Below are 19642 nucleotides of genomic sequence, written 5' to 3'. Positions count from 1 at the left end.
GGTTTCGCAGAAGTGGCCCCGGTTCTGCGATCAAAACCTGCGACACATCAAAGAGCTGAGCAGGGCGAAGCGTTGGCTTGCCAACGCGAACCTGCTTAGCCCGCGACCGGACGTGTCGCCGTCCTAACCCGCCTGCTTCACCCTCATGTACCACTCCACCAGACGGCGGACCTGCCGCTCGGTATAGCCTCGCGCGATCATGCGATCGACGAACTCACCGTGCTTCTTCTCCGTCTCGCCGTCCTTCTTGGAACCAAAGGAGATGACCGGAAGCAGTTCCTCCACCTGGCTGAACATCCGCCGCTCGATCACCTCGCGTAGCTTCTCGTAGGACGTCCAGGACGGGTTGCGCCCGCCATGCTGAGCCCGCGAGCGAAGGGCGAACTTGACGACCTCGTTGCGGAAATCCTTCGGGTTGGCGATGCCGGCCGGCTTCTCGATCTTGGTGAGCTCTTGGTTCAGGAGTTCACGGTTGAGGAGCTGCCCGGTCTCGGAATCCTTGAAGTCCTGATCCTCGATCCAGGCATCGGCGTAGTCGATGTAACGGTCGAACAGGTTCTGGCCGTAATCGTGATAGGATTCGAGATAGGCCTTCTGGATCTCATGGCCGATGAACTCGGCATAGCGCGGCGCGAGTTCGGTCTTGATGAACTCGAGATAGCGCTTCTCGGTCTCCGGCGGCAGCTGCTCGCGGCGCAGGGACTGTTCCAGCGTGTACATGAGATGGACGGGGTCGGCCGAGACTTCCGTCGTGTCGTGGTTGAACGTGGCCGCCATCACCTTGAAGGCGAAGCGGGTGGAGATGCCGTCCATCCCCTCGTCGACGCCGGCCGCATCCTTGTATTCCTGCATGGAACGGGCGCGGGGATCGACCTCGCGCAGGGATTCGCCGTCATAGACGCGCATCTTCGAGAAGGCGTTGGAATTGGCGTGCTCGCGCAAGCGGGAGAGCACGGAGAACCGGGCCAGCATTTCCAGCGTGCCGGGGGCGCAGGCCGCGTCCGCAAGTTCGGAGCCCGAGACCAGCTTCTCGTAGATCCGCTGTTCTTCGGTCACCCGCAGGCAGTAGGGCACCTTGATGACGTAGATACGGTCGATGAAGGCTTCGTTGTTCTTGTTAGTCTTGAAAGTCTGCCACTCGGACTCGTTCGAGTGCGCCAGAATGATGCCGGTGAACGGGATCGCACCGATATTCTCGGTCCCGACGTAATTGCCCTCCTGCGTCGCCGTGAGCAGCGGGTGCAGCATCTTGATGGGCGCCTTGAACATCTCGACGAATTCGAGGACGCCCTGGTTCGCCCGGTTGAGGCCACCGGAATAGGAGTAGGCGTCCGGGTCCGCCTGGGACAGGGTCTCGAGACGGCGGATGTCCACCTTGCCGACGAGGGACGAGATGTCCTGGTTGTTCTCGTCGCCGGGCTCGGTCTTGGCGATGCCGATCTGGCGCAGGCGCGAGGGCCGTACCTTGATCACCTTGAACTGCGAGATGTCACCGTTGAACTCGTCGAGGCGCTTCAAGGCCCAGGGGCTCATCAGGCCGGTGAGGCGACGGCGCGGAATGCCGTAGCGCTCCTGGATCTCGGCGCCCATCACCTCGGGGTCGAACAGGCCCAGCGGGCTCTCGAAGACCGGCGAGACCTCGTTGCCGGCCTTCAGCACGTAGATGGGGTGGACCTCCATCAGGGCCTTGAGGCGTTCGGCGAGGGACGACTTGCCGCCGCCGACGGGGCCGAGGAGGTAAAGGATCTGCTTGCGCTCCTCCAAGCCCTGCGCCGCGTGGCGGAAGAACGAGACGATCCGTTCGATCGTCTCCTCCATGCCGTAGAACTCGGAGAAGGCGGGATAGACCCGGATCGTCCGGTTCATGAATACCCGGCCGAGACGGGCGTCCTTGGCGGTGTCCACGAATTCCGGCTTGCCGATCGCGTCGAGGATACGCTCGGCCGCGGTGGCGTACATGAGGGGCTCGTCCCGGCAAGCCTCCATGAACTCGGAAAGGCTCATCTCCGTATCGCGGCGGGCCTCGTAACCGCGGGCAAAGCTCTGGAACAGGTCGTTCGTCGATGGCATTGGCATCCCGATCCCTTCACGACTGACGCAGCTTCATCCTGTCTCGGCTCGGATGCAACTGACAGGCCCAGTTTTGTCGCAGTGCGGTCGCGACGGCAATCGAGCGTGGGAAGCTTGCCACAGTACGGTGCCCGGCGGTGAGAATCGCAACCGCCGGACCCGTGATGTCGAAGGGGCTCAGGGCCGGATCACAGGTCCGTGGCACTCTTCTTCGTGTCGTCCCCGCCCTTCACGGCCGAGCCGCCGACGGTGATGGTGATGGTCTGGGTGCTGGTTTTCCCGTCGGCTTTCTTGACCTCGACCACGACCTCGTCCGTGCCGGTGAAGCCGTCCTTGCTCTGATAGAAGACGCCCGTCGCGGCGGTCTTCTTGTTGGGGCATTTGTGGCTCGACGGGGTGGTGACGCTGCCGGTCTTGGTGATGAGCGAGCCGTTCTTGGGCGAGGTGCTGATGCGGATCTCCGGCATGGAGCCCGGCTTGCAATCGTCCTTCAGGTTCGAGGCGATGAGGATGCGGACGCTCTTTCCGGGGGCCGCGGTCTCGGTGCGGGTCGCCGTATCCTGGGCCATGGCCGGGGCGCTGGCGAGCGCGAGAAACAGGCCTGCTGCGAGAAAGGCATTCGATTTGGCGGCGTACATCGGGCGGTCTCCGGTGATGCCTGGCGACCTTATGGGCTGACGTGTGTGTGACCGCCGTGGCCCGCTGCATGTGGGAAGGGGGGAGCCCGCCGTCGAGGGTATCGCGGCGTTTCCTTCGACACCCGAGCCGCGCGATCGTCCTAGCAGGAGCGGATTGCGAGATCCGACGGGTCGCTCAGGGTCTGCAACGCATCGCGGCATGCATGGAGGTCGTCGAGGACGGCCTGCAGGGCCAGCCGGTCGTCACCGAGCCGGTCGTCGTCGCTTGCCGCGCCGGGAGCGACCTCTTCGTCGGCCTCGTATTCCCCGGTGTCCAGATCTCGCTGGGTTGGGGCCGCCACTTCGGCCTCGCCGCGCCCCACCGACTGGACGAAGCGGATGCCGTTCTCCTTCAGAACGCGCTGAGCACCGCGAATGGTGTAGCCCTGCTCATGGAGCAGGCGTCGGATACCCCTGATCAGGTCTACGTCTTCCGGCCGGTAATAGCGCCGACCACCCGCGCGCTTCACCGGCCTGACCTGGGCGAACTTCGTCTCCCAGAACCGGAGAACGTGCTGCGGCACGTCGAGCTCGTCGGCCACTTCGCTGATCGTGCGAAATGCCCCGGGGCGTTTTTCCATCGTGTCGCGATTGTCCACGGAGCCGGGACCACTCCCCTCGAAGGAGCCGTCCCCGCCCCGCGCCCTATCGGCAGGAACCTTGACTGCCAGCGACATGGAAGACCTCAATCGTCGTCTTGTTCCGCGACGCCGTTGACGCCGTTGATCCGGGACTTGAGCACGTTGGACGGCTTGAATACCATGACCTGGCGCGGCTCGATGGCCACTTCGACGCCGGTCTTGGGGTTGCGGCCCACGCGCCGGCCCTTGCCGCGAACGACGAAGGACCCGAACGACGACAGCTTCACCGTTTCACCGGAAGCGAGGCAGGTGCAGATCTCGGACAGCACGGTTTCGACGAGCGCTGCCGATTCCGTCCGCGACAGCCCGACCTGCTGATAGACGGCCTCGCTCAGATCGGCGCGTGTGACCGTCTTCCCTGCCATGCGTCATTCCCCAAAACGAATCGTATTTTCTGACGTATCTCTATGATCGGACACGCTAATCTGCGTTAAGCCGCAGGTCAACAGGACTTGATGGTCAAGCCTCGGCAGTGTGCTCGACCCCGGGCTCGCCTCACCAGCGGATCAGGGCGGCACCCCAGGTGAAACCGCCGCCGATGGCCTCGATCATGACGAGGTCGCGGCGCTTGATCCGACCGTCCTTGCGGGCCGCATCGAGGGCGAGCGGGATGGACGCCGCCGAGGTATTGCCATGCCGGTCGACTGTGAGGACGACCTTACCGCGGTCTATACCGAGCTTGTCGGCGGAGGCCTCGATGATGCGACGGTTCGCCTGATGCGGCACGAACCATGTCAGGTCGTCGGCGCTCGTCCCCGTGGCGGCGAATGCGTCGGCGATGACATCCGTTACGGAGCCCACGGCGAAGCGGAAGACCTCCTTGCCCTCCATCCGCAGATGACCGGTCGTGCCGGTGGAGCCGGGTCCGCCATCGACGTAGAGTTTCTCACGGTGCCGTCCGTCGGAACGCAGATGGCTGGTGAGCACGCCGCGATCCTCGTTCGTCCCTTCCCCGTCCTGGGCCTCGAGGACGATCGCCCCGGCGCCGTCGCCGAACAGCACGCAGGTCGTGCGGTCCTCCCAGTCGAGGATGCGCGAGAACGTCTCGGCGCCGACCACGAGGGCGCGCCGCACGCTTCCGCTCGCGATGAACTTGTCGGCGGTGGAGACGCCGTAGACGAAGCCCGCGCAGACCGCCTGGATATCGAAGGCGAAGCCGGAGCGGATGCCCAGCCCCGCCTGGATCTGGGTCGCCACCGAGGGGAACGTATGGTCCGGCGTCGAGGTGGCGCAGAGGACGAGGTCGATATCCTCCGGCCCGAGCCCGGCATCGTCCAGGGCGGCTTTGGCGGCCGCGATCCCCAAGGTCGACGTGGTCTCGCCGGCACCCGCGAGGTAGCGCTGGCGGATGCCCGTGCGCTGCACGATCCATTCGTCGGACGTGTCGACGGTCTTCGTCAACTCGTCGTTCGTCACGAGACGTGCGGGCAGGGCCGAGCCCGTTCCCACCACTACGGAGCGTGTAACCGCCATGTCAGATCCGATCCGGCATCGACCACCTCATGCGGAGGCGGCCATGGGCGTGAGTTCGAGCATGTCGCGAATGGTCCGCATCAGGTCGTGCCGCGCCATATCGTGCGCGAGATCGACGGCGGCCGCGAAGCCATGGGCGTCTTCCGAGCCATGGCTCTTGATGACGATGCCCTCGAGGCCGAGGAACACGCCGCCATTGGCCCGGCTCGGGTTCATTTTGTCGCGCAATGCCTTGAAGGCCTGCCGGGCGAAGAAGTAGCCGATCTTGGCCGAGAGGGTCCGGCTCATGGCCGCGCGCAGGTAACTGCCGATCTGCTTGGCCGTGCCCTCCGCGGTCTTCAGCGCGATATTGCCGGTGAAGCCTTCGGTGACCACCACGTCCACGGTGCCCTTGCCGAGGTCGTTGCCTTCCACGAAGCCGTGATAGGTCAGGTTCGGCAGATCGCTTTCGCGCAGGCGCCGGGCGGCTTCCTTCACCGCCTCGTTGCCCTTCATCTCCTCGGTCCCGACATTGAGCAGGCCCACCGTCGGCTTATCCAGATCGAACACGATCCTGGCCATGGCGGCGCCCATCAGCGCCATCTCCACGAGATGCTCTGCATCAGTGCCGATGGTGGCGCCCACATCCAGGACGACGCTCTCGCCGCGCACGGTGGGCCAGAGGCAGGCGATGGCAGGGCGCTCGATGCCGGCCAAGGTCTTCAGGCAGATCTTCGACATCGCCATGAGTGCGCCGGTATTGCCGGCGGAGACGGCCGCATCGGCTTCCCCGTCCTTGACCGCCTGGATCGCGCGCCACATCGAAGACTTGCCGCGCCCGGAGCGGACGGCCTGACTCGGCTTCTCGTCCATGGAGATCGCCACGGTGGTGTGCCTGATCTCCACCGCCCCCTTCAGGCGTGGTTCGGCCGCCACCAGCGGGGCGAGGATGGCCTCGTCCCCGAACATCAGGAACGTCATCTCGGGATGGCGCTCGCGCGCGATGGCGGCGCCCGGCACCACGGTCGTGGGACCGTGGTCGCCGCCCATGGCGTCGAGCGAGATGCACACTCTTTGGGACATGAGGTTCGGCCGGAGGCCTCTTTCAGGATGGACAGACCCTTCTCGAGCGAAGGATCGACGGAACGCCCTTCGGCGAGACGGGATCGACGAGAGGCCTGAACCCGCATGGGCGGACCCTTCCTCGGCGCGGCGGAAAATAGCGGTTCGAGCCCGGCGGGCAAACGAAATCTCAGCTTTTGCGGAATCCGCGGTTCGCCCCCGGCTCCGTCACTCTGCAAATCCGTTGCCGGGGCCGGAATTCACGCGTCGTCCTGCTTCAGCGTCTTGAGGATGGCCAGCGGCGATTCCCGCTCCTCGGCCACCGGCTCGAAGGCGATGCCGGGCTTGCGCGGATAAGGGTCGAGGCCGAGCGCCAGGAATTCGGCGGTGACCTGTCCGAGGTCGATCGTGCCGTTGACGATCGGATCCGGGATGTCGGTCTCCTCGTCGCCGGCCTCCTTCTCCGGTTCGCGATCGCTGAACACGATCTCGACGGGCTCGGAAACCTCCGCCTCGAACGGCTCCAGGCTGATCGTGCAGACCTGCGTGACGACGGCCGAGACCGTGCCGGTGATGACGAGATGCGCGGACGTTCCGCTCCATTGCAGCTGGCCCACGAGGTCGCGGACGGCCGGGATTCGGAAATCCGCAGCCAGGGCCGCCTCCTCCTCCGGTGTCGCCTTGATGACGATTCCTGCCCTGTCCCTGGGCAGGCGGTCGACCCGGAAGGGCCGCGACAAGGGCGCAACCGCCGACTTTGCCGTCATGTCAGATATCTCCCGATTGGTTGAGGTTCAGCGGGGATGGGAAGCCCGGCCCGTGCGATATGAGGTGATCGAGGTCGCGTCCATCGAGCAGGTCGACGCTGCTCAGCACGTAGCGCGCTAGGCCGGCACCGGCCTCCGGCGTCTCGGTACCGATGACGTTGCGCGCCAGGGCGGCCTTCAGGCCGTCCTCGTCCCTCGCATCGAGGGCGCCGTCGTAACCCGCCGCACGACCGTAGAAGGCCGCACCCAGTTTCTTCATGCGCTTGGGCACGCCGAAATCGCCGACACCGAGTTCGCGCAGCGAGGAATCCAGCTGCAGGAAGACTGCGTTGATCAGATCCTGGGCGATGTCCGCCGCGGGCTGCGGCAACTGGTTCATCCGCCGCAGGACCAGGATGACGTGGAGCGTCAGGCATTCGAAACGACCCTCCACGGTGTCGGGGACGCCGAGATGGGTATAGAGGGCCGGCTCCCGCGAGGCTTCGTTGATCCGCAGATGCAACGCCTCAACGACGCTGGCGCGCGCGGAGCTTCGCTTGAAGAATCGCGAAATCATGCCGTCCACCGGAGGCGGGAGGGGTGTGGCCGAGCTTGCCTTGTCAAAACCATAACCTCGCGGTACGGCAACCGACAGCCAGGGCGCAAGCTCCACCGGAACGTCCAGGTGGAGATCGGCACCGAGCTATGACGTTCAAACGTCGTGTTGTCTCAACGGATCAAGGGTGGCTGATGTCGCGCCGTTTCGTCTCGTCGATCAGCCGTCTCGCCGTCATCGGCCTTGTCGGCGTGGGAATCTCCGGCTGCATCGGTGAGGATCTCCGGCACGGATACCAGATCGATCAAGCCGCCCTCGCCACGGTGAAGCCGGGCATGAGCGCGGAGCAGGTCCTCCAGATCCTCGGCTCTCCGTCCACGGTCTCCACCGTCGGCAACAAGACGTGGTATTACATCACCCAGAACTCGCGCCGCACGGTGCTGTTCCTCGGGGAGCAGGTGGAGGACCAGAAGGTCACCACCATCTATTTCAACGCCGGCTTCAAGGTGGAGCGTATCGCCCTCTACGGCCTGCAGGACGGCAAGGTGTTCGACTTCATCGAGCGCACCACGCCGACCAGCGGCGCGGATCGCGCCTTCCTCGGCCAGCTGTTCCGCGGCCTCACCAAGTACGAGCCGTTCGGCAGCGGCTCGGGCACGAGCATCGTGCCGGGTGCCAAGAATGGCCTCTGACAAGGGCGGCCTCTGACAAGAGCGGCCTTTCGCGCCGCTATTCGCGGGAAACGAAAAAGCCGCGCGCCCCATGGGACGCGCGGCTTTTTCATATCTCTTGCGAACGAGGAACGACGAAGGCCTACGCGGCCGCCTTGCGGGCGATGGCGGCGAGCGCTTCGCGCGGGTCGATGCGGCCGTCATAGAGCGCCCGCCCGGTGATCGCGCCGGCCAGCATCGCGCAATCCGGCTCCAGCAGACGATGGACATCCTCGATGGAGGCCAAGCCGCCCGAGGCGATGACCGGGATCGTCACGGCCTCGGCGAGGGCGAGGGTCATCTCGATGTTCAGGCCCTTGAGGATGCCGTCGCGGGCGATGTCCGTGTAGATGATGGCGGCAACGCCCGCGTCCTCGAACCGACGTCCGAGTTCCTCAGCCGTCGTGCTGGAGGTCTTGGCCCAGCCTTCCACCGCCACGCGACCGTCCTTGGCATCGACACCGACGGCGATCTTGCCCGGATACAGGCGGGCCGCCTCGCGCACGAAGGCCGGATCGCGTACGGCGGCCGTGCCGATGATGACCCGACTGACACCCTTCTCGATCCAGGCCTCGACGGTGCGCATCTCGCGGATACCGCCGCCGAGCTGGACCGGAAGGTTCGTGCGGGCGAGGATGGCATCGACGGCGGAGGCGTTCATCGGAGCGCCGGCGAAGGCGCCGTCGAGATCGACCACGTGAAGCCAGGAGAAGCCCTGCTCCTCGAACACGCTCGCCTGGGCGGCCGGATCGTCGCTGAAGACGATGGCTTGCGCCATGTCCCCCTGGACGAGGCGAACGCAACGCCCTTCCTTGAGATCGATCGCCGGAAACAGGATCACGGTGAATGTCGCTTTCTGAATGTCGATGAGCCGATGGGCCGTCTACGGGCGCCAACGCAGGAAGTTCGCGAGCAGTGCCAGACCGAGATGCTGGCTCTTCTCAGGGTGGAACTGGGTGCCGGCGACGTTGTCCCGGGCCACGAGGGCGGTGACCGGTCCGCCATACTCGCTCTCCGCGACCACATCCGTCCGGTCCGTCGGGTCGAGGGCGTAGCTGTGCACGAAATAGGCGTGCAGCCCATCCTCCCCCGTGGGGATGCCGTCGAGGAGCGCGTGCGGACGCTCGGGCCGCAGGGTGTTCCACCCCATATGCGGGATCTTGAGGTCGGGATCGGACGGGCGGATCGGGCGGACGTCGCCGGCGATCCAGCCGAACCCCGGCGTGATCTCGTATTCGAGGCCCCGGCTTGCGAGGAGCTGCATGCCGACGCAGATGCCGAGGAACGGGCGGCCCCGGTCTTGCGCCGCATGCGTCATCGCCTCGACCATGCCGTCGACGGAATCGAGGCCCTTGCGGCAATCGGCATAGGCACCGACACCGGGGAGAACCACGCGGTCGGCGGACGACACCGTGTCGGGATCGCTGGTGACGACGATGCGGGTCGCGCCAAGTCCCGCCTCGCGGGCGGCGCGCTCGAACGCCTTGGCGGCCGAATGCAGGTTACCCGACCCGTAATCGATGATCGCGACGGTCTCGGACATCATGACCGACGGGGCTCGGCGAAGGGGAACATACCGAGGGCGGTATCGACCGGACGCAGAGATGCCGCGGGATAGGCGCTCGGACCCGAGCGGACCACGGGGGGAGCCGTCAGCCAGCGGTTCACGGCCTTGATCTCGGCCTCTTCGGCGGAATGAGCGACCACGGCATCGCGGGCGGGACGACCACGCCTGGCATAGGTCCAGCGGCGTAGGCTGGACGCCTCCATCCCCACGAGGAGGAGGAGCAGGACGGTGATCAGGAAGCCCGCGAAGGTGCCGAGCCCCAGGAAACGGCCGGCGAAACTGGCTGCCACGAGCAGGGCCAGCACACCGAGACCGGCCAGCCAAAGCCGATGGAAGAAGAACCACAGCGGACCGAACACGAACGCCCGGAGCGAGAAGCCGTCCGGAACCAGGACGGCACTCTCGAGGCCGTGGGATTCGCCGGCGACGGTGTCCGATGACAGATGGAACGTGTAGGTGCGCATGCGTGTGTCCGCCTCTTCCCGCCCGTGAAAGCCCTACAGAGAACCCTTCGTCGAGGGGATGCGACCTTCCTCACGCGGATCGACCGCAACGGCTTTCCGCAAGGCGCGGGCCAAGCCTTTGAAGCAGCTCTCCGCGATATGGTGAGCGTTGTCACCGTACAAGGTCTCGACGTGCAGGGTGATCCCGGCATTCATGGCGAAGGCCTGGAACCACTCGCGCACCAGTTCGGTGTCGAACTGCCCGATCTTCTCCGCCTTGAAGGCGGTGCGGAAGACGAGAAACGGCCGCCCGGAAATGTCGATGGAGACCCGCGTCAGCGCTTCGTCCATGGGCAGGTGGATGTCCGCGTAGCGGGCGATGCCCCGCTTATCGCCCAGTGCCTGGGCAAAGGCCTGACCGAGGGCGATTCCGGTATCCTCGACGGTGTGGTGGTGATCCACATGGAGGTCGCCGGTGACCTTGGCCTCCACGTCGAACAGCCCGTGCCGGGCGAAGAGCTCCAGCATATGGTCGAAGAACCCGACCCCCGTCGAAATCGCCGCCTTGCCGGTCCCATCGAGCCCGATGGACACGTGGACGTCGGTCTCCGCCGTGCGGCGGCTGATGCTCGCGGAACGCATCGTCGAAGGGTCGCTCATGGTTTGACCGTCACGTGAAGGGCCGTCTTCTGAAGCATCGGCGTGGATGATCGATGCAACGTCTCAGCTCGATGCCGAACGCATACACCGGATCATCGATCCGGATGGGATATCGGGATCAACGCTCTAGAGGCAAATGCCTTCTCGTGGGAAGGCCTTGCCATCGAATGCCTGCATGGTCAGGCGGCGAGGACCCGGCCCGCCACCGCGTCGAGCTTGGCTAGCAGCTCGGGATCGCGGTGGGACGGAGCCGTCATGATCGCGCCGTCGAGGGCGCGATGCGAGCCGGCGGGGCATTCCTCCCGCTCCGCGGGGAAATCGCGGGCGATCCGCGAGACGAGGCGGGCGGCCTTGTCCGCATTCGCGCGGGCGACGGCGACGACGGAGGCCACGTCCACATCGGCATGGCCCGGATGCCAGCAATCGAAATCCGTCACCATGGCGATGGTGGCGAAGGTGATCTCCGCCTCACGGGCGAGCTTGGCTTCGGGCATGTTGGTCATGCCGATCACGTCGTAGCCCAGGCCCTTGTAGGTGCGGGACTCGGCGAAGGACGAGAATTGCGGGCCTTCCATGCAGACATAAGTGCCGCCGCGATGGATCGGCAGATCCTCGGCCGCTGCCGCTGCGGCGATGCGAGCCTGGAGGGCCGGCCCGACGGGGTGGGCGAAGGGCACGTGGGCGACGCAGCCATTTCCGAAGAACGAGGATTCCCGGCCATGGGTGCGGTCGACCAACTGGTCGACGAGGACGAACAGGCCCGGATGCAGCTCGCTCCTGAACGACCCACAGGCCGAGATCGACACGAGGTCGGTGACGCCGGCCCGTTTCATGACGTCGATATTGGCGCGGTAGTTGATGCCGGACGGAGAAAGGCGGTGGCCGCGTCCGTGACGCGCCAGAAACACGACCTTGGTCGCGCCGATCCGGCCGATCCGCAGCGAATCGGAGGGCTCTCCCCAGGGAGAACCGATCGCCTCCTCGCGAATGTCTTCGAGGCCCGGCAGATCGTAGACACCGGATCCGCCCATCACGCCGAGCACTGCTGCGGTCATGCCGAATCTCCTGTCGTCGTCGCGATGGCGCGTCGGGCGCGCCGTCATGGTGGAAACGAAAACGGGCCCGCGACAGCGAGCCCGTTCGTCGTGATCCGCCTTTAAGGGGCTCAGCTCGTCTTGTGAAGCTCCGGCTGCATGCCATGAGCTTCGCCGCCCACATCCGCCCAGACCTTCTTCTTCACGTAGTAGAGAAGGCCCGACAGGACGAGCAGGAACAGGATGACGCGGAAGCCCAGGGCCTTGCGGGCCTCCATGTGCGGCTCGGCCGCCCAGGACATGAACGCCGCCACGTCGTGCGAGTATTGCTCCGCCGTCTCGGGAACGACGGGGTTGCCGTCGGCGCCCTTGGCGTAGGTCACCTGGCCGTCGCTCAGGGGCTTCGCCATCGCGATGAGATGGCCGGGATAGTACTTGTTGTAGTTCGTGCCCGCCGGGACATCCATTCCCTTCGGGGCGTCCTCGTAGCCGTTCAGGAGCGCATGGATGTAGTCCACGCCCTGTTCCGAATAGCCGATGAAGGGCATCGCATCGAAGATGAAGTAGGGGAAGCCGCGCTCGTAGGTGCGGGCCTTGGCCAGCACCGAGAAGTCGGGCGGGGCCTTGCCGCCATTGGCGGCGGCGGCGGCTTTCTCGTTCGGGAAGGGCGACGGGAAGGCGTCGGCCGGGCGACCGGGCCGCTCGAACATGTCGCCGGAATCGTTCGGCCCGTCCTTGATCTTGTACTCGGCCGAAAGAGCCTTGACCTGACCCGCCGTGAAGCCCGGCCCGCCCTTCTCGGCGAGGTTGCGGAACTTCACGAGGTTCATGCTGTGGCAGTTGGAGCAGACCTCCCGATAGATCTGAAAGCCGCGCTGCAGCTGGGCCTCGTCGAACTTGCCGAACACGCCGGCGAAGCTCCACTTCTCGCGGGGCGGGTTCGGGGTCGAGTGACTGTCCTCGGCGCCGGCCGAAGCCGAGCCGAGAAGGATCGCGATGAGCGTGGCGGCGAGGACGCGCGATGTGTTCATGCTGTTCACGATCCGCACCTCAACCCTTCGACGATGGCGCGGCGGCCGCACCGGCTGGCATACCCGAACCGCCATATTGCGGATGAGGTCCGGTCACGCTCTCCAGGATCGATCCCGGCATGGCCTTCGGCGTCTCGAACAGCCCCACCAGCGGCATCACGATGAGGAAATGCGCGAAGTAGTAGGCGGTGCAGATCCGCGAGGCGAGGACGTAGCCGCCTTCCGGTGGCTTGGCGCCGAGCCATCCGAGAATCACGCAGACGGCCACGAACAGCCAGAAGAACTGGCGGTAGATCGGGCGGTAGTTGGCCGAGCGGACCCGCGACGTGTCGAGCCAGGGCGCAAAGGCCAGGATGATCACGGCGCTGAACATCAGGATGACGCCGCCCAGCTTGTCCGGCACCGCGCGGAGGATCGCGTAGAAGGGCAGGAAGTACCATTCCGGCACGATGTGGGCGGGTGTCACCGAGGCGTTGGCGGGGACGTAATTGTCCGCGTGGCCCAGGTAGTTCGGCTGGTAGAAGATCCAGTAGGCGAAGAAGACGAAGAACACGACGACGGCGAAGACGTCCTTGATCGTCGCGTAGGGCGTGAACGGCACCGCGTCCTTGCCGCTCTTGATCGGGATGCCGGTCGGGTTGTTCTGACCGGTGACGTGCAGTGCCCAGACGTGGAGGACCACGACGCCGAGGATCATGAAGGGCAGCAGGTAGTGAAGCGAGAAGAAGCGGTTGATCGTCGGGTTGCCGACGGAATAGCCGCCCCAGAGCAGGCTCTGGATCGTGTCGCCGACGATCGGGATCGCGGCCAGGATGTTGGTGATGACGGTGGCGCCCCAGAAGCTCATCTGGCCCCACGGCAGGGTGTAGCCGAGGAAGGCGGTGGCCATCATCAGAAGGTAGATGATGACGCCCAGGATGTAGAGCACCTCGCGCGGGGCCTTGTACGACCCGTAATAGAGCGCGCGGAAGATGTGGACGTAGACCGCCACGAAGAACATCGAGGCGCCGTTGGCGTGCATGTAGCGGAGCAACCAGCCGTAATTCACGTCGCGCATGATATGCTCGACGGAGTTGAAGGCGTTGCCGGCGGAGGGATCGTAATGCATCGCCAGCCAGATGCCGGTGACGATCTGCGACATCAGCATTGCCATCAGGATGGCGCCGAAGGTCCAGAAATAGTTGAGGTTTCGCGGAACCGGGAAGGCGATGAACGACGAATGGACCAGCCCGACGATGGGCAGCCGCGATTCGAACCACTTGGCGATCCGACTCTTGGGGACGTAGGTGGCGTGACCGCTCATGTGGTTACCCGCTTCGAAGTCTGTTTCGCTCTGATCCGTCGCGTGCCCTCGCGCGTCGGACCCCCTCCCTCACCGCCCATGGGCGATGGTCCCGAGATCAGGCGACGGCCTTACCGCCGTCTTCACCGATCCGGATCTTGGTGTCGTTGAGGAACGCGTAGGGGGGAACCGGCAGGTTGGTCGGCGCCGGTCCACGGCGCACGCGGCCGGACGTGTCGTAGAGCGAGCCGTGGCAGGGGCAGGACCAGCCTTCGTACTGGCCCTGATGCCCGATCGGTACGCAGCCGAGATGGGTGCAGTTGCCGTAGACCACGAGCCATTTGGCGTGGCCTTCCTTGACGCGGGCGGAATCGGGCTGAGGGTCGATGAGCTCGCTGAGTTTCACGGCCTCGGATTCCTTGATCTCCTTCTCGGAACGGTTCCGCACGAAGATCAGCTTGCCGCGCCAGAACACGTTGACGATCTGGCCCTCCTGGATCGGCGTGAGATCCACTTCGAGGGGGGCGCCGGCCGCGATCACTTCCGCGTCGGGCGCCATCGACGCCACGAAGGGCCAGGCCAACGCACCGGCGGCCACGGCGAGGCCCGCACCGGTCGCCAGGAACAGGAAGTCGCGGCGGGAGCCGTCGGGACCTGATGTGGGAGGGGTGTTCGCCAAGATGGACACTCCGGTCAGGATGGCGCCGGCTCGGGCCGCCCGCAGATCGAGGACGCGCCGCTTCCGTTCGCCGACAATTAGAGGCGCTCGAAAGAAGCACGCAGCGCAGACGCAGACACGATTGTACCGGGCGGTGCAATGCGACCGGGCGTCACCCGAGACGAGCCTTCTGAGGCACGTTTGTCTGGCACGCCAGATGCGAATTTGTCCAGAGTAGGTCCGTGACGGGACGCGGCATTCGTCACGGGCGCACAATGACGCTGCCACTGAGGGACAGCCAGCGCCGCACCAGCATCACGGCGACCACCGCCAGACCGGCGCAGAAGCCCATCCAGATCCCCGAGCCGCCGTATCCGAGCCCCCAGGCGGCAAGGATGCCGGCCGGAATGCCGACGATCCAGTAGCCGAACAGGGCGATGGCCATGGGAATGCGCGTGTCCTGCATCCCCCGCAGGCCGCCGAGCGCCACCGACTGGATGCCGTCCGCCATGGCGAAGAGTGCGGCAAAGCCGATGAAGGTGATCGCATAGGGGATCACTTCGGCATTGCCGGGAGCCTCCAGATCGAGGAACAGCCCGATCAGCGGGCGCGGCAGGGTCACCTGCGCGAGGGCGCATGCGCTCATGAAGCCGAAGCCCAGGAGGATCGCGATGGTGCCGGCCCGGCGCATGGCCATGCGATCCCCCGCCCCGAAGGCGCGGCCGACCCTCACCGTGGCCGCCTGACCGATGCCGTTGGGCACCATGAAGCAGATCGCGGCGATCTGGATCGTCACCGCATGGGCCGCAAGCGGCGCCGTACCGAACAGGCCCATGCCGAGGACGGCGGCCTCGAACAGGCTCGCCTCGGCCAGACCCGTCGCCGCCATGGGCAGGCCGAGGCGGAACATGGTCGCGAGGCGCGCGGCATTGGGGCGCCAGACACCGAGGAAGAGCCGTCGCCGGCGAAGGGACGGCGCCAGCATCATCACGCCGACGAGGGCGGCCAGGGACAGAAACGCGGCCAGCGTCGTGGCGAGGCCGACACCGACCATACCGAGGCCGAGCAGCCCCGGCCCCTCGAAGGCGAGCCAGATTGCGAGCCCGACATTCACCGGCAGCGCCGCGATGCTGATGGCTAGGGGCCAGCCGGGCCGCTCCAGGGCGGAGAGGCTGGCGCGCAGGGCCATGAACGCCAAAGCCGGCCACATCGACCATTGCAGGGCGCGCATGTAGAGGCCGGCATCCTCGGCGAGCTTCGGCTGCTGTCCCATCGCGAGAAGCAGGGGCTCGGTGTGCCAGAGCGCCAGCATCACCGGGATGATCGCGATGGTGACGGCCCATAGCCCGGCCCCCACGATGCGCCGCACGTCGTCATCGGCGGAATCGCCACGGCCGACCGCGCCCGCGATCAGGGGGGAGACCGCCGAGGCGAGGCCGATCCCGCAGATGAACAGGATGAAGTAGAGGCTCGTCGCCAGGGCGCCGGCCGCGAGCGGCTCCGCGCCGAGACGCCCGAGGAGCACCACATCGGCCGTGACGAGGCCATGCTGCGCGAGATTGGTCAGGATCAGCGGGGCGGCCAGAACCAGTGTCGCCCGCAGCTCCGTGAGCCACGGACCGCGCGAGGGCCGCCGCCGCTCAGCTGCCCCAGCCGAAACGTCGAGGGCGATCATTCCGCTGCGTCCTCGTAGACGGTCGGCGTGACGTCACCGAGAAAGCCGCCGGACTGGCGCTCCCACAGGCGCGCATAGAGCCCACCGGTGCGGATCAGTTCCGCATGGGTCCCCTCCTCCACGATACGCCCGGCATCGATCACGATCAGCCGGTCGAGGGCTGCGATTGTGGAAAGCCGGTGCGCGATGGCAAGCACGGTCTTGCCCTGCATGAGGGTGTCGAGACTGTCCTGGATCGCCGCCTCGACCTGGCTGTCGAGAGCGGATGTCGCCTCGTCTAGGATCAGGATCGGCGCGTTCTTCAGGATGACGCGCGCGATGGCGATGCGCTGGCGCTGGCCGCCGGAGAGCTTCACGCCCCGCTCGCCGACCTGGGCGTCGTAGCCTGTCCGACCCTTGTTATCGACGAGGCCGGCAATGAACCCGTCAGCCTCCGCCAGACGCGCCGCCCGCTGGATCTCCTCCAGCGTCGCGTCCGGTCTGCCATAGGCGATGTTGTCGCGGATCGACCGGTGCAGGAGAGAGGTGTCCTGCGTCACCATGGCGATCGCTCCGCGCAGCGATTCCTGCGTGACGCCGGCGATGTCCTGGCCGTCGATGAGGATCCGGCCGTTCTGGATGTCGTGCAGCCGAAGCAGAAGCGCGGTCAGCGTGGTCTTGCCCGCGCCGCTGATTCCGACAAGGCCGACCTTCTCACCCGGGCGGATATGCAGGCTGAAATCCTGGATGACGGACGGTGTGCCGTCGCCGTAGCGGAAGCCGACCCGGTCGAAGCGGATGTCGCCGCCGCTCACTGCGAGGGTCCGGGCGTCGGGCCGGTCGACGATCCCGTGAGGCCGCGAGATCGTCTGCATGCTCTCTTGGATCACGCCGACATTCTCGAAAATGCCGCGCACCGTCTGCATCACCCAGCCGGACATCGCCATCAGGCGCAGGACGAGGGCCAGACCCGCCGCCGCCTCGCCGGTGGTCATGCCGCCCCGCCGCCACAGGACGAAGCAGGCCGTGGCGGTGGCGACGATGAGCGCGCTGTTGAGCAGGCCCAGCAGCGTCGTGGTGGTGGTGACGAGCCGGAACTGGTGGAGATGGGCGACCGTATGCACGTCGATGGCGTCGCGCACGGCCGCGCGCTCCTCGCGGTCGCGGGCGAAGAGCTTCACCGTGAGGATGTTGGTGTAGCTGTCGACGATCCGACCGATGAGGAGGGAGCGCGTATCGGCCGTCACGAGGGAGCGCGCACGGGCACGGGGCACGAACCACCAAGTCAGCACCGAATAGGCCGCGACCCAGACAACCACCGGCAGGGCCATCCAGAGGGAGATGGAGCCGAACAGGCCCACCGCCGTGACGGCGTAAATCGCCACGTAGAGCAGCGTATCGATGAAGACCACGGCCAGTTCGCGCACGGCCGGGCCGACCTGAACGACGCGGTTGGCGAGCCGGCCGGCGAAATCCGCTTGGAAATACGAAAGCGAGTGACCGAGGGTGTAGAGATGCGTGCGCCAGCGGACCTGGTTGGTCGCCTGCGGCACGAGGAGCTGGTTCGACATCACCTCGTGCAGCCAGACCGTGAAGGGTCGCACCACGAGAAGCAGCATCGCCGCGAGGCCGATCTTGAAGCCGTGCTCCTCCAGTACCGTCGCACGGTCGGCCGTGTTCAGGAGATCGATGAACCAGCCCATGAGCAGGTAGAGCGACGCTTCCACCGTTCCGGCCGCGATGGCCACGAGGAAGAGCAGCACCAGGGCAACCCGCATCGGCTTCAGGTAGAAGGCAGCGAAGCCCGTCACCGTCTTGGGAGGCATCCGGCCGTCTTCGAAGGACGCGAACGGGTCGATGCGGCGCTCGAGCCAATCGAGAAACATGATCTGGTCCGGTGTTGGAGACTTGCCTGAGGTAGTGGGCCTTGACGACGTGCCAACCGCGAGGCGATGCCGCAGACGCAATGCAGCCGCCCGGTCCGATGCTCCGTCTCGCCCTCTACCAGCCCGACATTCCCCAGAATACGGGGACGATCCTGCGGATGGCAGCGTGCCTCGACGTGGCCGTCGACATCATCGAGCCGGCAGGATTCGATGTGTCCGACCGGCATCTGCGCCGTTCGGGCCTCGATTATCTCGACCATGTGGCGATCACGAGGCATCGCTCCTGGGCGGCCTTCTCGCAGTGGCGGGAAGCGACCGGCACGAGGCTCGTCCTCGCCACGACCACCGGCGCCCTCCCCTACACCGCCTTCGCCTTCCTCCCCGGCGACTGCATCCTGCTGGGTCGGGAATCGGCGGGCGTCCCCGCATCCGTCCACGAGGCGGCCGATGCCCGGATCGTCATTCCCATCCGCGAGGGCATGCGCTCGCTCAACATCGCCGTGGCGGCGGCGATGATCCTCGGCGAGGGGCTGAGACAGATCGGGTCGAGCGCGTGACATGATTTTGAACGGTGTGCAGTTCAGCACTTGAACAGCGTGCAAATATCGGCGAGACCATGAGTGTGAACAGCGTTCAAACGCCGGAGGCACACCATGCTCAAGTTGTTTCGGCTCCTCGCCCGCGGCGCCGCCGCCCGGGCCGAGGAAGAGGTGATCGATCGCCACGCCCTGCTCATCCTCGATCAGCAGATCCGGGAGACGCGGGTCTCCCTGGAGCGCAGCCGCCAGGCCCTCGCCGCCGCAATGGCGGGTGACAAGGCGGAAGGCCGGCGTTTCGCCGAGGTGGAAGCCCGCGCGGCAGATCTCGAAGAGCGCGCCCTGGCGGCCTTAGCGGCGGGACGCGAGGAGCTGGCGGCCGAGGCGGCGGAGGCCATCGCGGAGCTCGAAGCCGAACGCGACGCCATCGGTGAGGCACGCCTGAGATTCGCCCGCGAGGTCGCCCGCATCCGCTCCGTCGTCGCCGACGCCACGCGCCGGCAGAGCGAGCTCGAACGCGGACGCCGCATCGCCGCCGCGGCGGAGGCGGCACGGCGCCTCGGCGTTCAGGCCAACCCGAGCGAGCGGGCGACACTCAAGGAAGCCGAGGCGACCTTGAGCCGACTGCGCGCCCTCCAGACCGAGGCCGCCGACACGGAAGCGGCGCTCGCCGAGACCGAGCCGGGCCTTTCCATCGCCGAACGGCTCGAGCGCGAAGGTTTCGGCGCCAGCACCCGCCCGAGCGGCGGCGCCGTCCTCGACCGCCTCCGGCGCAAGGTCGAGGCGCGCGCTGCATGAAGGTTGGTGTGACGCGGACTCGATGAGTCTGGGCAGGTCATGGGAGCATCAAGACATGGGGAACACCATTCTCCCACCCGCCACCTCATCCTGAGGCGCCGGAGCGCAGCGGAGGCCTCGAAGGAGCCCTCCAGCAAGCTCGCTCTAACTGAAGGCCTCCTTCGAGGCTGCTTCGCAGC

The 19642-nt window shown here is 66.3% G+C and carries 21 protein-coding genes; 3 read left to right on the top strand and 18 right to left on the bottom strand.

Going from position 1 to position 19642, the window contains the following annotated elements; genetic code table 11:
• Nucleotides 1–123: 123 nt before the first annotated feature.
• The 8 genes from MBTS_RS04150 to MBTS_RS04115 all read right to left on the bottom strand — a co-directional run bounded on the left by MBTS_RS04150 (nucleotide 124) and on the right by MBTS_RS04115 (nucleotide 7225).
• A complete protein-coding gene (locus MBTS_RS04150; RefSeq protein ID WP_026175676.1) occupies nucleotides 124–2076 on the bottom strand; it encodes a PrkA family serine protein kinase in 1953 nt (650 codons plus the stop codon).
• Between the two features lie 182 nt (nucleotides 2077–2258).
• Nucleotides 2259–2708 carry a hypothetical protein gene (locus MBTS_RS04145; RefSeq protein ID WP_018042328.1) on the bottom strand — a complete coding sequence of 150 codons (450 nt, stop codon included), beginning with the start codon at nucleotides 2706–2708 and terminating at the stop codon, nucleotides 2259–2261.
• 140 nt (nucleotides 2709–2848) lie between these two features.
• Complete coding sequence (locus MBTS_RS04140) at nucleotides 2849–3328, bottom strand: MerR family transcriptional regulator (RefSeq protein WP_210322653.1); 480 nt, start codon at nucleotides 3326–3328, stop codon at nucleotides 2849–2851.
• Nucleotides 3329–3432: 104 nt separating this feature from the next.
• Nucleotides 3433–3753: an integration host factor subunit alpha gene (locus MBTS_RS04135; protein WP_018042326.1), complete on the bottom strand. Its 321-nt coding sequence runs from the start codon at nucleotides 3751–3753 to the stop codon at nucleotides 3433–3435.
• Between the two features lie 130 nt (nucleotides 3754–3883).
• The gene (locus MBTS_RS04130; protein ID WP_147832777.1) at nucleotides 3884–4861 is read right to left on the bottom strand and encodes a beta-ketoacyl-ACP synthase III; all 978 of its coding nucleotides are present in this window, start codon (nucleotides 4859–4861) and stop codon (nucleotides 3884–3886) included.
• Between the two features lie 27 nt (nucleotides 4862–4888).
• Nucleotides 4889–5923 (bottom strand): phosphate acyltransferase PlsX, encoded by a 1035-nt coding sequence (gene plsX, locus MBTS_RS04125; protein WP_056255658.1) that lies wholly within the window; start codon nucleotides 5921–5923, stop codon nucleotides 4889–4891.
• 239 nt (nucleotides 5924–6162) lie between these two features.
• On the bottom strand, nucleotides 6163–6669 hold the full coding sequence (locus MBTS_RS04120; protein WP_056145843.1) for a YceD family protein: 507 nt from the start codon (nucleotides 6667–6669) through the stop codon (nucleotides 6163–6165).
• Between the two features lies 1 nt (nucleotide 6670).
• Nucleotides 6671–7225, bottom strand: a complete 555-nt coding sequence (locus tag MBTS_RS04115) for a ubiquinol-cytochrome C chaperone family protein (RefSeq protein WP_147832778.1) — start codon at nucleotides 7223–7225, stop codon at nucleotides 6671–6673.
• Between the two features lie 173 nt (nucleotides 7226–7398).
• Here MBTS_RS04115 and MBTS_RS04110 point away from each other — a divergent pair, with 173 nt between their 5' ends.
• Nucleotides 7399–7896 carry an outer membrane protein assembly factor BamE gene (locus MBTS_RS04110; protein WP_018042321.1) on the top strand — a complete coding sequence of 166 codons (498 nt, stop codon included), beginning with the start codon at nucleotides 7399–7401 and terminating at the stop codon, nucleotides 7894–7896.
• Nucleotides 7897–8017: 121 nt separating this feature from the next.
• Here MBTS_RS04110 and hisA read toward each other — a convergent pair whose 3' ends face one another.
• From hisA to MBTS_RS04060, 10 genes are all read right to left on the bottom strand, one after another.
• Nucleotides 8018–8755 carry a 1-(5-phosphoribosyl)-5-[(5-phosphoribosylamino)methylideneamino]imidazole-4-carboxamide isomerase gene (hisA, locus tag MBTS_RS04105; protein WP_018042320.1) on the bottom strand — a complete coding sequence of 246 codons (738 nt, stop codon included), beginning with the start codon at nucleotides 8753–8755 and terminating at the stop codon, nucleotides 8018–8020.
• Nucleotides 8756–8797: 42 nt separating this feature from the next.
• Nucleotides 8798–9460 (bottom strand): imidazole glycerol phosphate synthase subunit HisH, encoded by a 663-nt coding sequence (gene hisH / locus MBTS_RS04100; RefSeq protein WP_056145840.1) that lies wholly within the window; start codon nucleotides 9458–9460, stop codon nucleotides 8798–8800.
• The gene (locus tag MBTS_RS04095; protein WP_192215147.1) at nucleotides 9457–9945 is read right to left on the bottom strand and encodes a DUF2628 domain-containing protein; all 489 of its coding nucleotides are present in this window, start codon (nucleotides 9943–9945) and stop codon (nucleotides 9457–9459) included. Before MBTS_RS04095 ends, hisH begins: the two co-directional genes overlap by 4 nt.
• 33 nt (nucleotides 9946–9978) lie before the next feature.
• Entirely contained in the window at nucleotides 9979–10566 is a 588-nt protein-coding gene (hisB, locus tag MBTS_RS04090) for an imidazoleglycerol-phosphate dehydratase HisB (protein WP_018042317.1), read from the bottom strand.
• A gap of 197 nt (nucleotides 10567–10763) precedes the next feature.
• Nucleotides 10764–11639 (bottom strand): S-methyl-5'-thioadenosine phosphorylase, encoded by an 876-nt coding sequence (locus MBTS_RS04085; protein ID WP_192215146.1) that lies wholly within the window; start codon nucleotides 11637–11639, stop codon nucleotides 10764–10766.
• Nucleotides 11640–11749: 110 nt separating this feature from the next.
• Complete coding sequence (locus MBTS_RS04080; protein ID WP_026175671.1) at nucleotides 11750–12649, bottom strand: cytochrome c1; 900 nt, start codon at nucleotides 12647–12649, stop codon at nucleotides 11750–11752.
• 19 nt (nucleotides 12650–12668) lie between these two features.
• The gene (locus MBTS_RS04075; RefSeq protein ID WP_018042314.1) at nucleotides 12669–13952 is read right to left on the bottom strand and encodes a cytochrome b; all 1284 of its coding nucleotides are present in this window, start codon (nucleotides 13950–13952) and stop codon (nucleotides 12669–12671) included.
• 97 nt (nucleotides 13953–14049) lie between these two features.
• Nucleotides 14050–14610: a ubiquinol-cytochrome c reductase iron-sulfur subunit gene (gene petA, locus MBTS_RS04070; RefSeq protein ID WP_056146537.1), complete on the bottom strand. Its 561-nt coding sequence runs from the start codon at nucleotides 14608–14610 to the stop codon at nucleotides 14050–14052.
• Between the two features lie 241 nt (nucleotides 14611–14851).
• Complete coding sequence (locus MBTS_RS04065; protein WP_056145832.1) at nucleotides 14852–16264, bottom strand: MATE family efflux transporter; 1413 nt, start codon at nucleotides 16262–16264, stop codon at nucleotides 14852–14854.
• Nucleotides 16261–18129, bottom strand: coding sequence for an ABC transporter ATP-binding protein (locus tag MBTS_RS04060; protein ID WP_147832783.1), 1869 nt, complete (start codon nucleotides 18127–18129; stop codon nucleotides 16261–16263). The genes MBTS_RS04065 and MBTS_RS04060 overlap by 4 nt, the downstream gene beginning before the upstream one ends.
• A 98-nt stretch (nucleotides 18130–18227) precedes the next feature.
• Between MBTS_RS04060 and MBTS_RS04055 the strand changes: the two genes are divergently transcribed.
• Nucleotides 18228–18686 carry a tRNA (cytidine(34)-2'-O)-methyltransferase gene (locus MBTS_RS04055; RefSeq protein ID WP_147832784.1) on the top strand — a complete coding sequence of 153 codons (459 nt, stop codon included), beginning with the start codon at nucleotides 18228–18230 and terminating at the stop codon, nucleotides 18684–18686.
• Between the two features lie 96 nt (nucleotides 18687–18782).
• Nucleotides 18783–19463, top strand: coding sequence for a PspA/IM30 family protein (locus MBTS_RS04050; RefSeq protein WP_192215144.1), 681 nt, complete (start codon nucleotides 18783–18785; stop codon nucleotides 19461–19463).
• Nucleotides 19464–19642 lie beyond the last annotated feature (179 nt).

Source organism: Methylobacterium bullatum, assembly GCF_014845095.1.
Classification (GTDB): Bacteria; Pseudomonadota; Alphaproteobacteria; order Rhizobiales; family Beijerinckiaceae; genus Methylobacterium; species Methylobacterium bullatum.
Note: the sequence above shows the minus strand (reverse complement) of the source record. Positions and strands in the feature narration are given on the sequence as shown.

Excerpts from the sequence above, each read along its gene's own strand:
- MBTS_RS04150 (WP_026175676.1), bottom strand. The coding sequence starts at position 2,076 with ATGCCAATGCCATCGACGAACGACCTGTTCCAGAGCTTTGCCCGCGGT.
- MBTS_RS04145 (WP_018042328.1), bottom strand. The coding sequence starts at position 2,708 with ATGTACGCCGCCAAATCGAATGCCTTTCTCGCAGCAGGCCTGTTTCTC.
- MBTS_RS04140 (WP_210322653.1), bottom strand. The coding sequence starts at position 3,328 with ATGGAAAAACGCCCCGGGGCATTTCGCACGATCAGCGAAGTGGCCGAC.
- MBTS_RS04135 (WP_018042326.1), bottom strand. The coding sequence starts at position 3,753 with ATGGCAGGGAAGACGGTCACACGCGCCGATCTGAGCGAGGCCGTCTAT.
- MBTS_RS04130 (WP_147832777.1), bottom strand. The coding sequence starts at position 4,861 with ATGGCGGTTACACGCTCCGTAGTGGTGGGAACGGGCTCGGCCCTGCCC.
- plsX (WP_056255658.1), bottom strand. The coding sequence starts at position 5,923 with ATGTCCCAAAGAGTGTGCATCTCGCTCGACGCCATGGGCGGCGACCAC.
- MBTS_RS04120 (WP_056145843.1), bottom strand. The coding sequence starts at position 6,669 with ATGACGGCAAAGTCGGCGGTTGCGCCCTTGTCGCGGCCCTTCCGGGTC.
- MBTS_RS04115 (WP_147832778.1), bottom strand. The coding sequence starts at position 7,225 with ATGATTTCGCGATTCTTCAAGCGAAGCTCCGCGCGCGCCAGCGTCGTT.
- MBTS_RS04110 (WP_018042321.1), top strand. The coding sequence starts at position 7,399 with ATGTCGCGCCGTTTCGTCTCGTCGATCAGCCGTCTCGCCGTCATCGGC.
- hisH (WP_056145840.1), bottom strand. The coding sequence starts at position 9,460 with ATGATGTCCGAGACCGTCGCGATCATCGATTACGGGTCGGGTAACCTG.
- MBTS_RS04095 (WP_192215147.1), bottom strand. The coding sequence starts at position 9,945 with ATGCGCACCTACACGTTCCATCTGTCATCGGACACCGTCGCCGGCGAA.
- hisB (WP_018042317.1), bottom strand. The coding sequence starts at position 10,566 with ATGCGTTCCGCGAGCATCAGCCGCCGCACGGCGGAGACCGACGTCCAC.
- MBTS_RS04085 (WP_192215146.1), bottom strand. The coding sequence starts at position 11,639 with ATGACCGCAGCAGTGCTCGGCGTGATGGGCGGATCCGGTGTCTACGAT.
- MBTS_RS04080 (WP_026175671.1), bottom strand. The coding sequence starts at position 12,649 with ATGAACACATCGCGCGTCCTCGCCGCCACGCTCATCGCGATCCTTCTC.
- MBTS_RS04075 (WP_018042314.1), bottom strand. The coding sequence starts at position 13,952 with ATGAGCGGTCACGCCACCTACGTCCCCAAGAGTCGGATCGCCAAGTGG.
- MBTS_RS04065 (WP_056145832.1), bottom strand. The coding sequence starts at position 16,264 with ATGATCGCCCTCGACGTTTCGGCTGGGGCAGCTGAGCGGCGGCGGCCC.
- MBTS_RS04060 (WP_147832783.1), bottom strand. The coding sequence starts at position 18,129 with ATGTTTCTCGATTGGCTCGAGCGCCGCATCGACCCGTTCGCGTCCTTC.
- MBTS_RS04055 (WP_147832784.1), top strand. The coding sequence starts at position 18,228 with ATGCTCCGTCTCGCCCTCTACCAGCCCGACATTCCCCAGAATACGGGG.
- MBTS_RS04050 (WP_192215144.1), top strand. The coding sequence starts at position 18,783 with ATGCTCAAGTTGTTTCGGCTCCTCGCCCGCGGCGCCGCCGCCCGGGCC.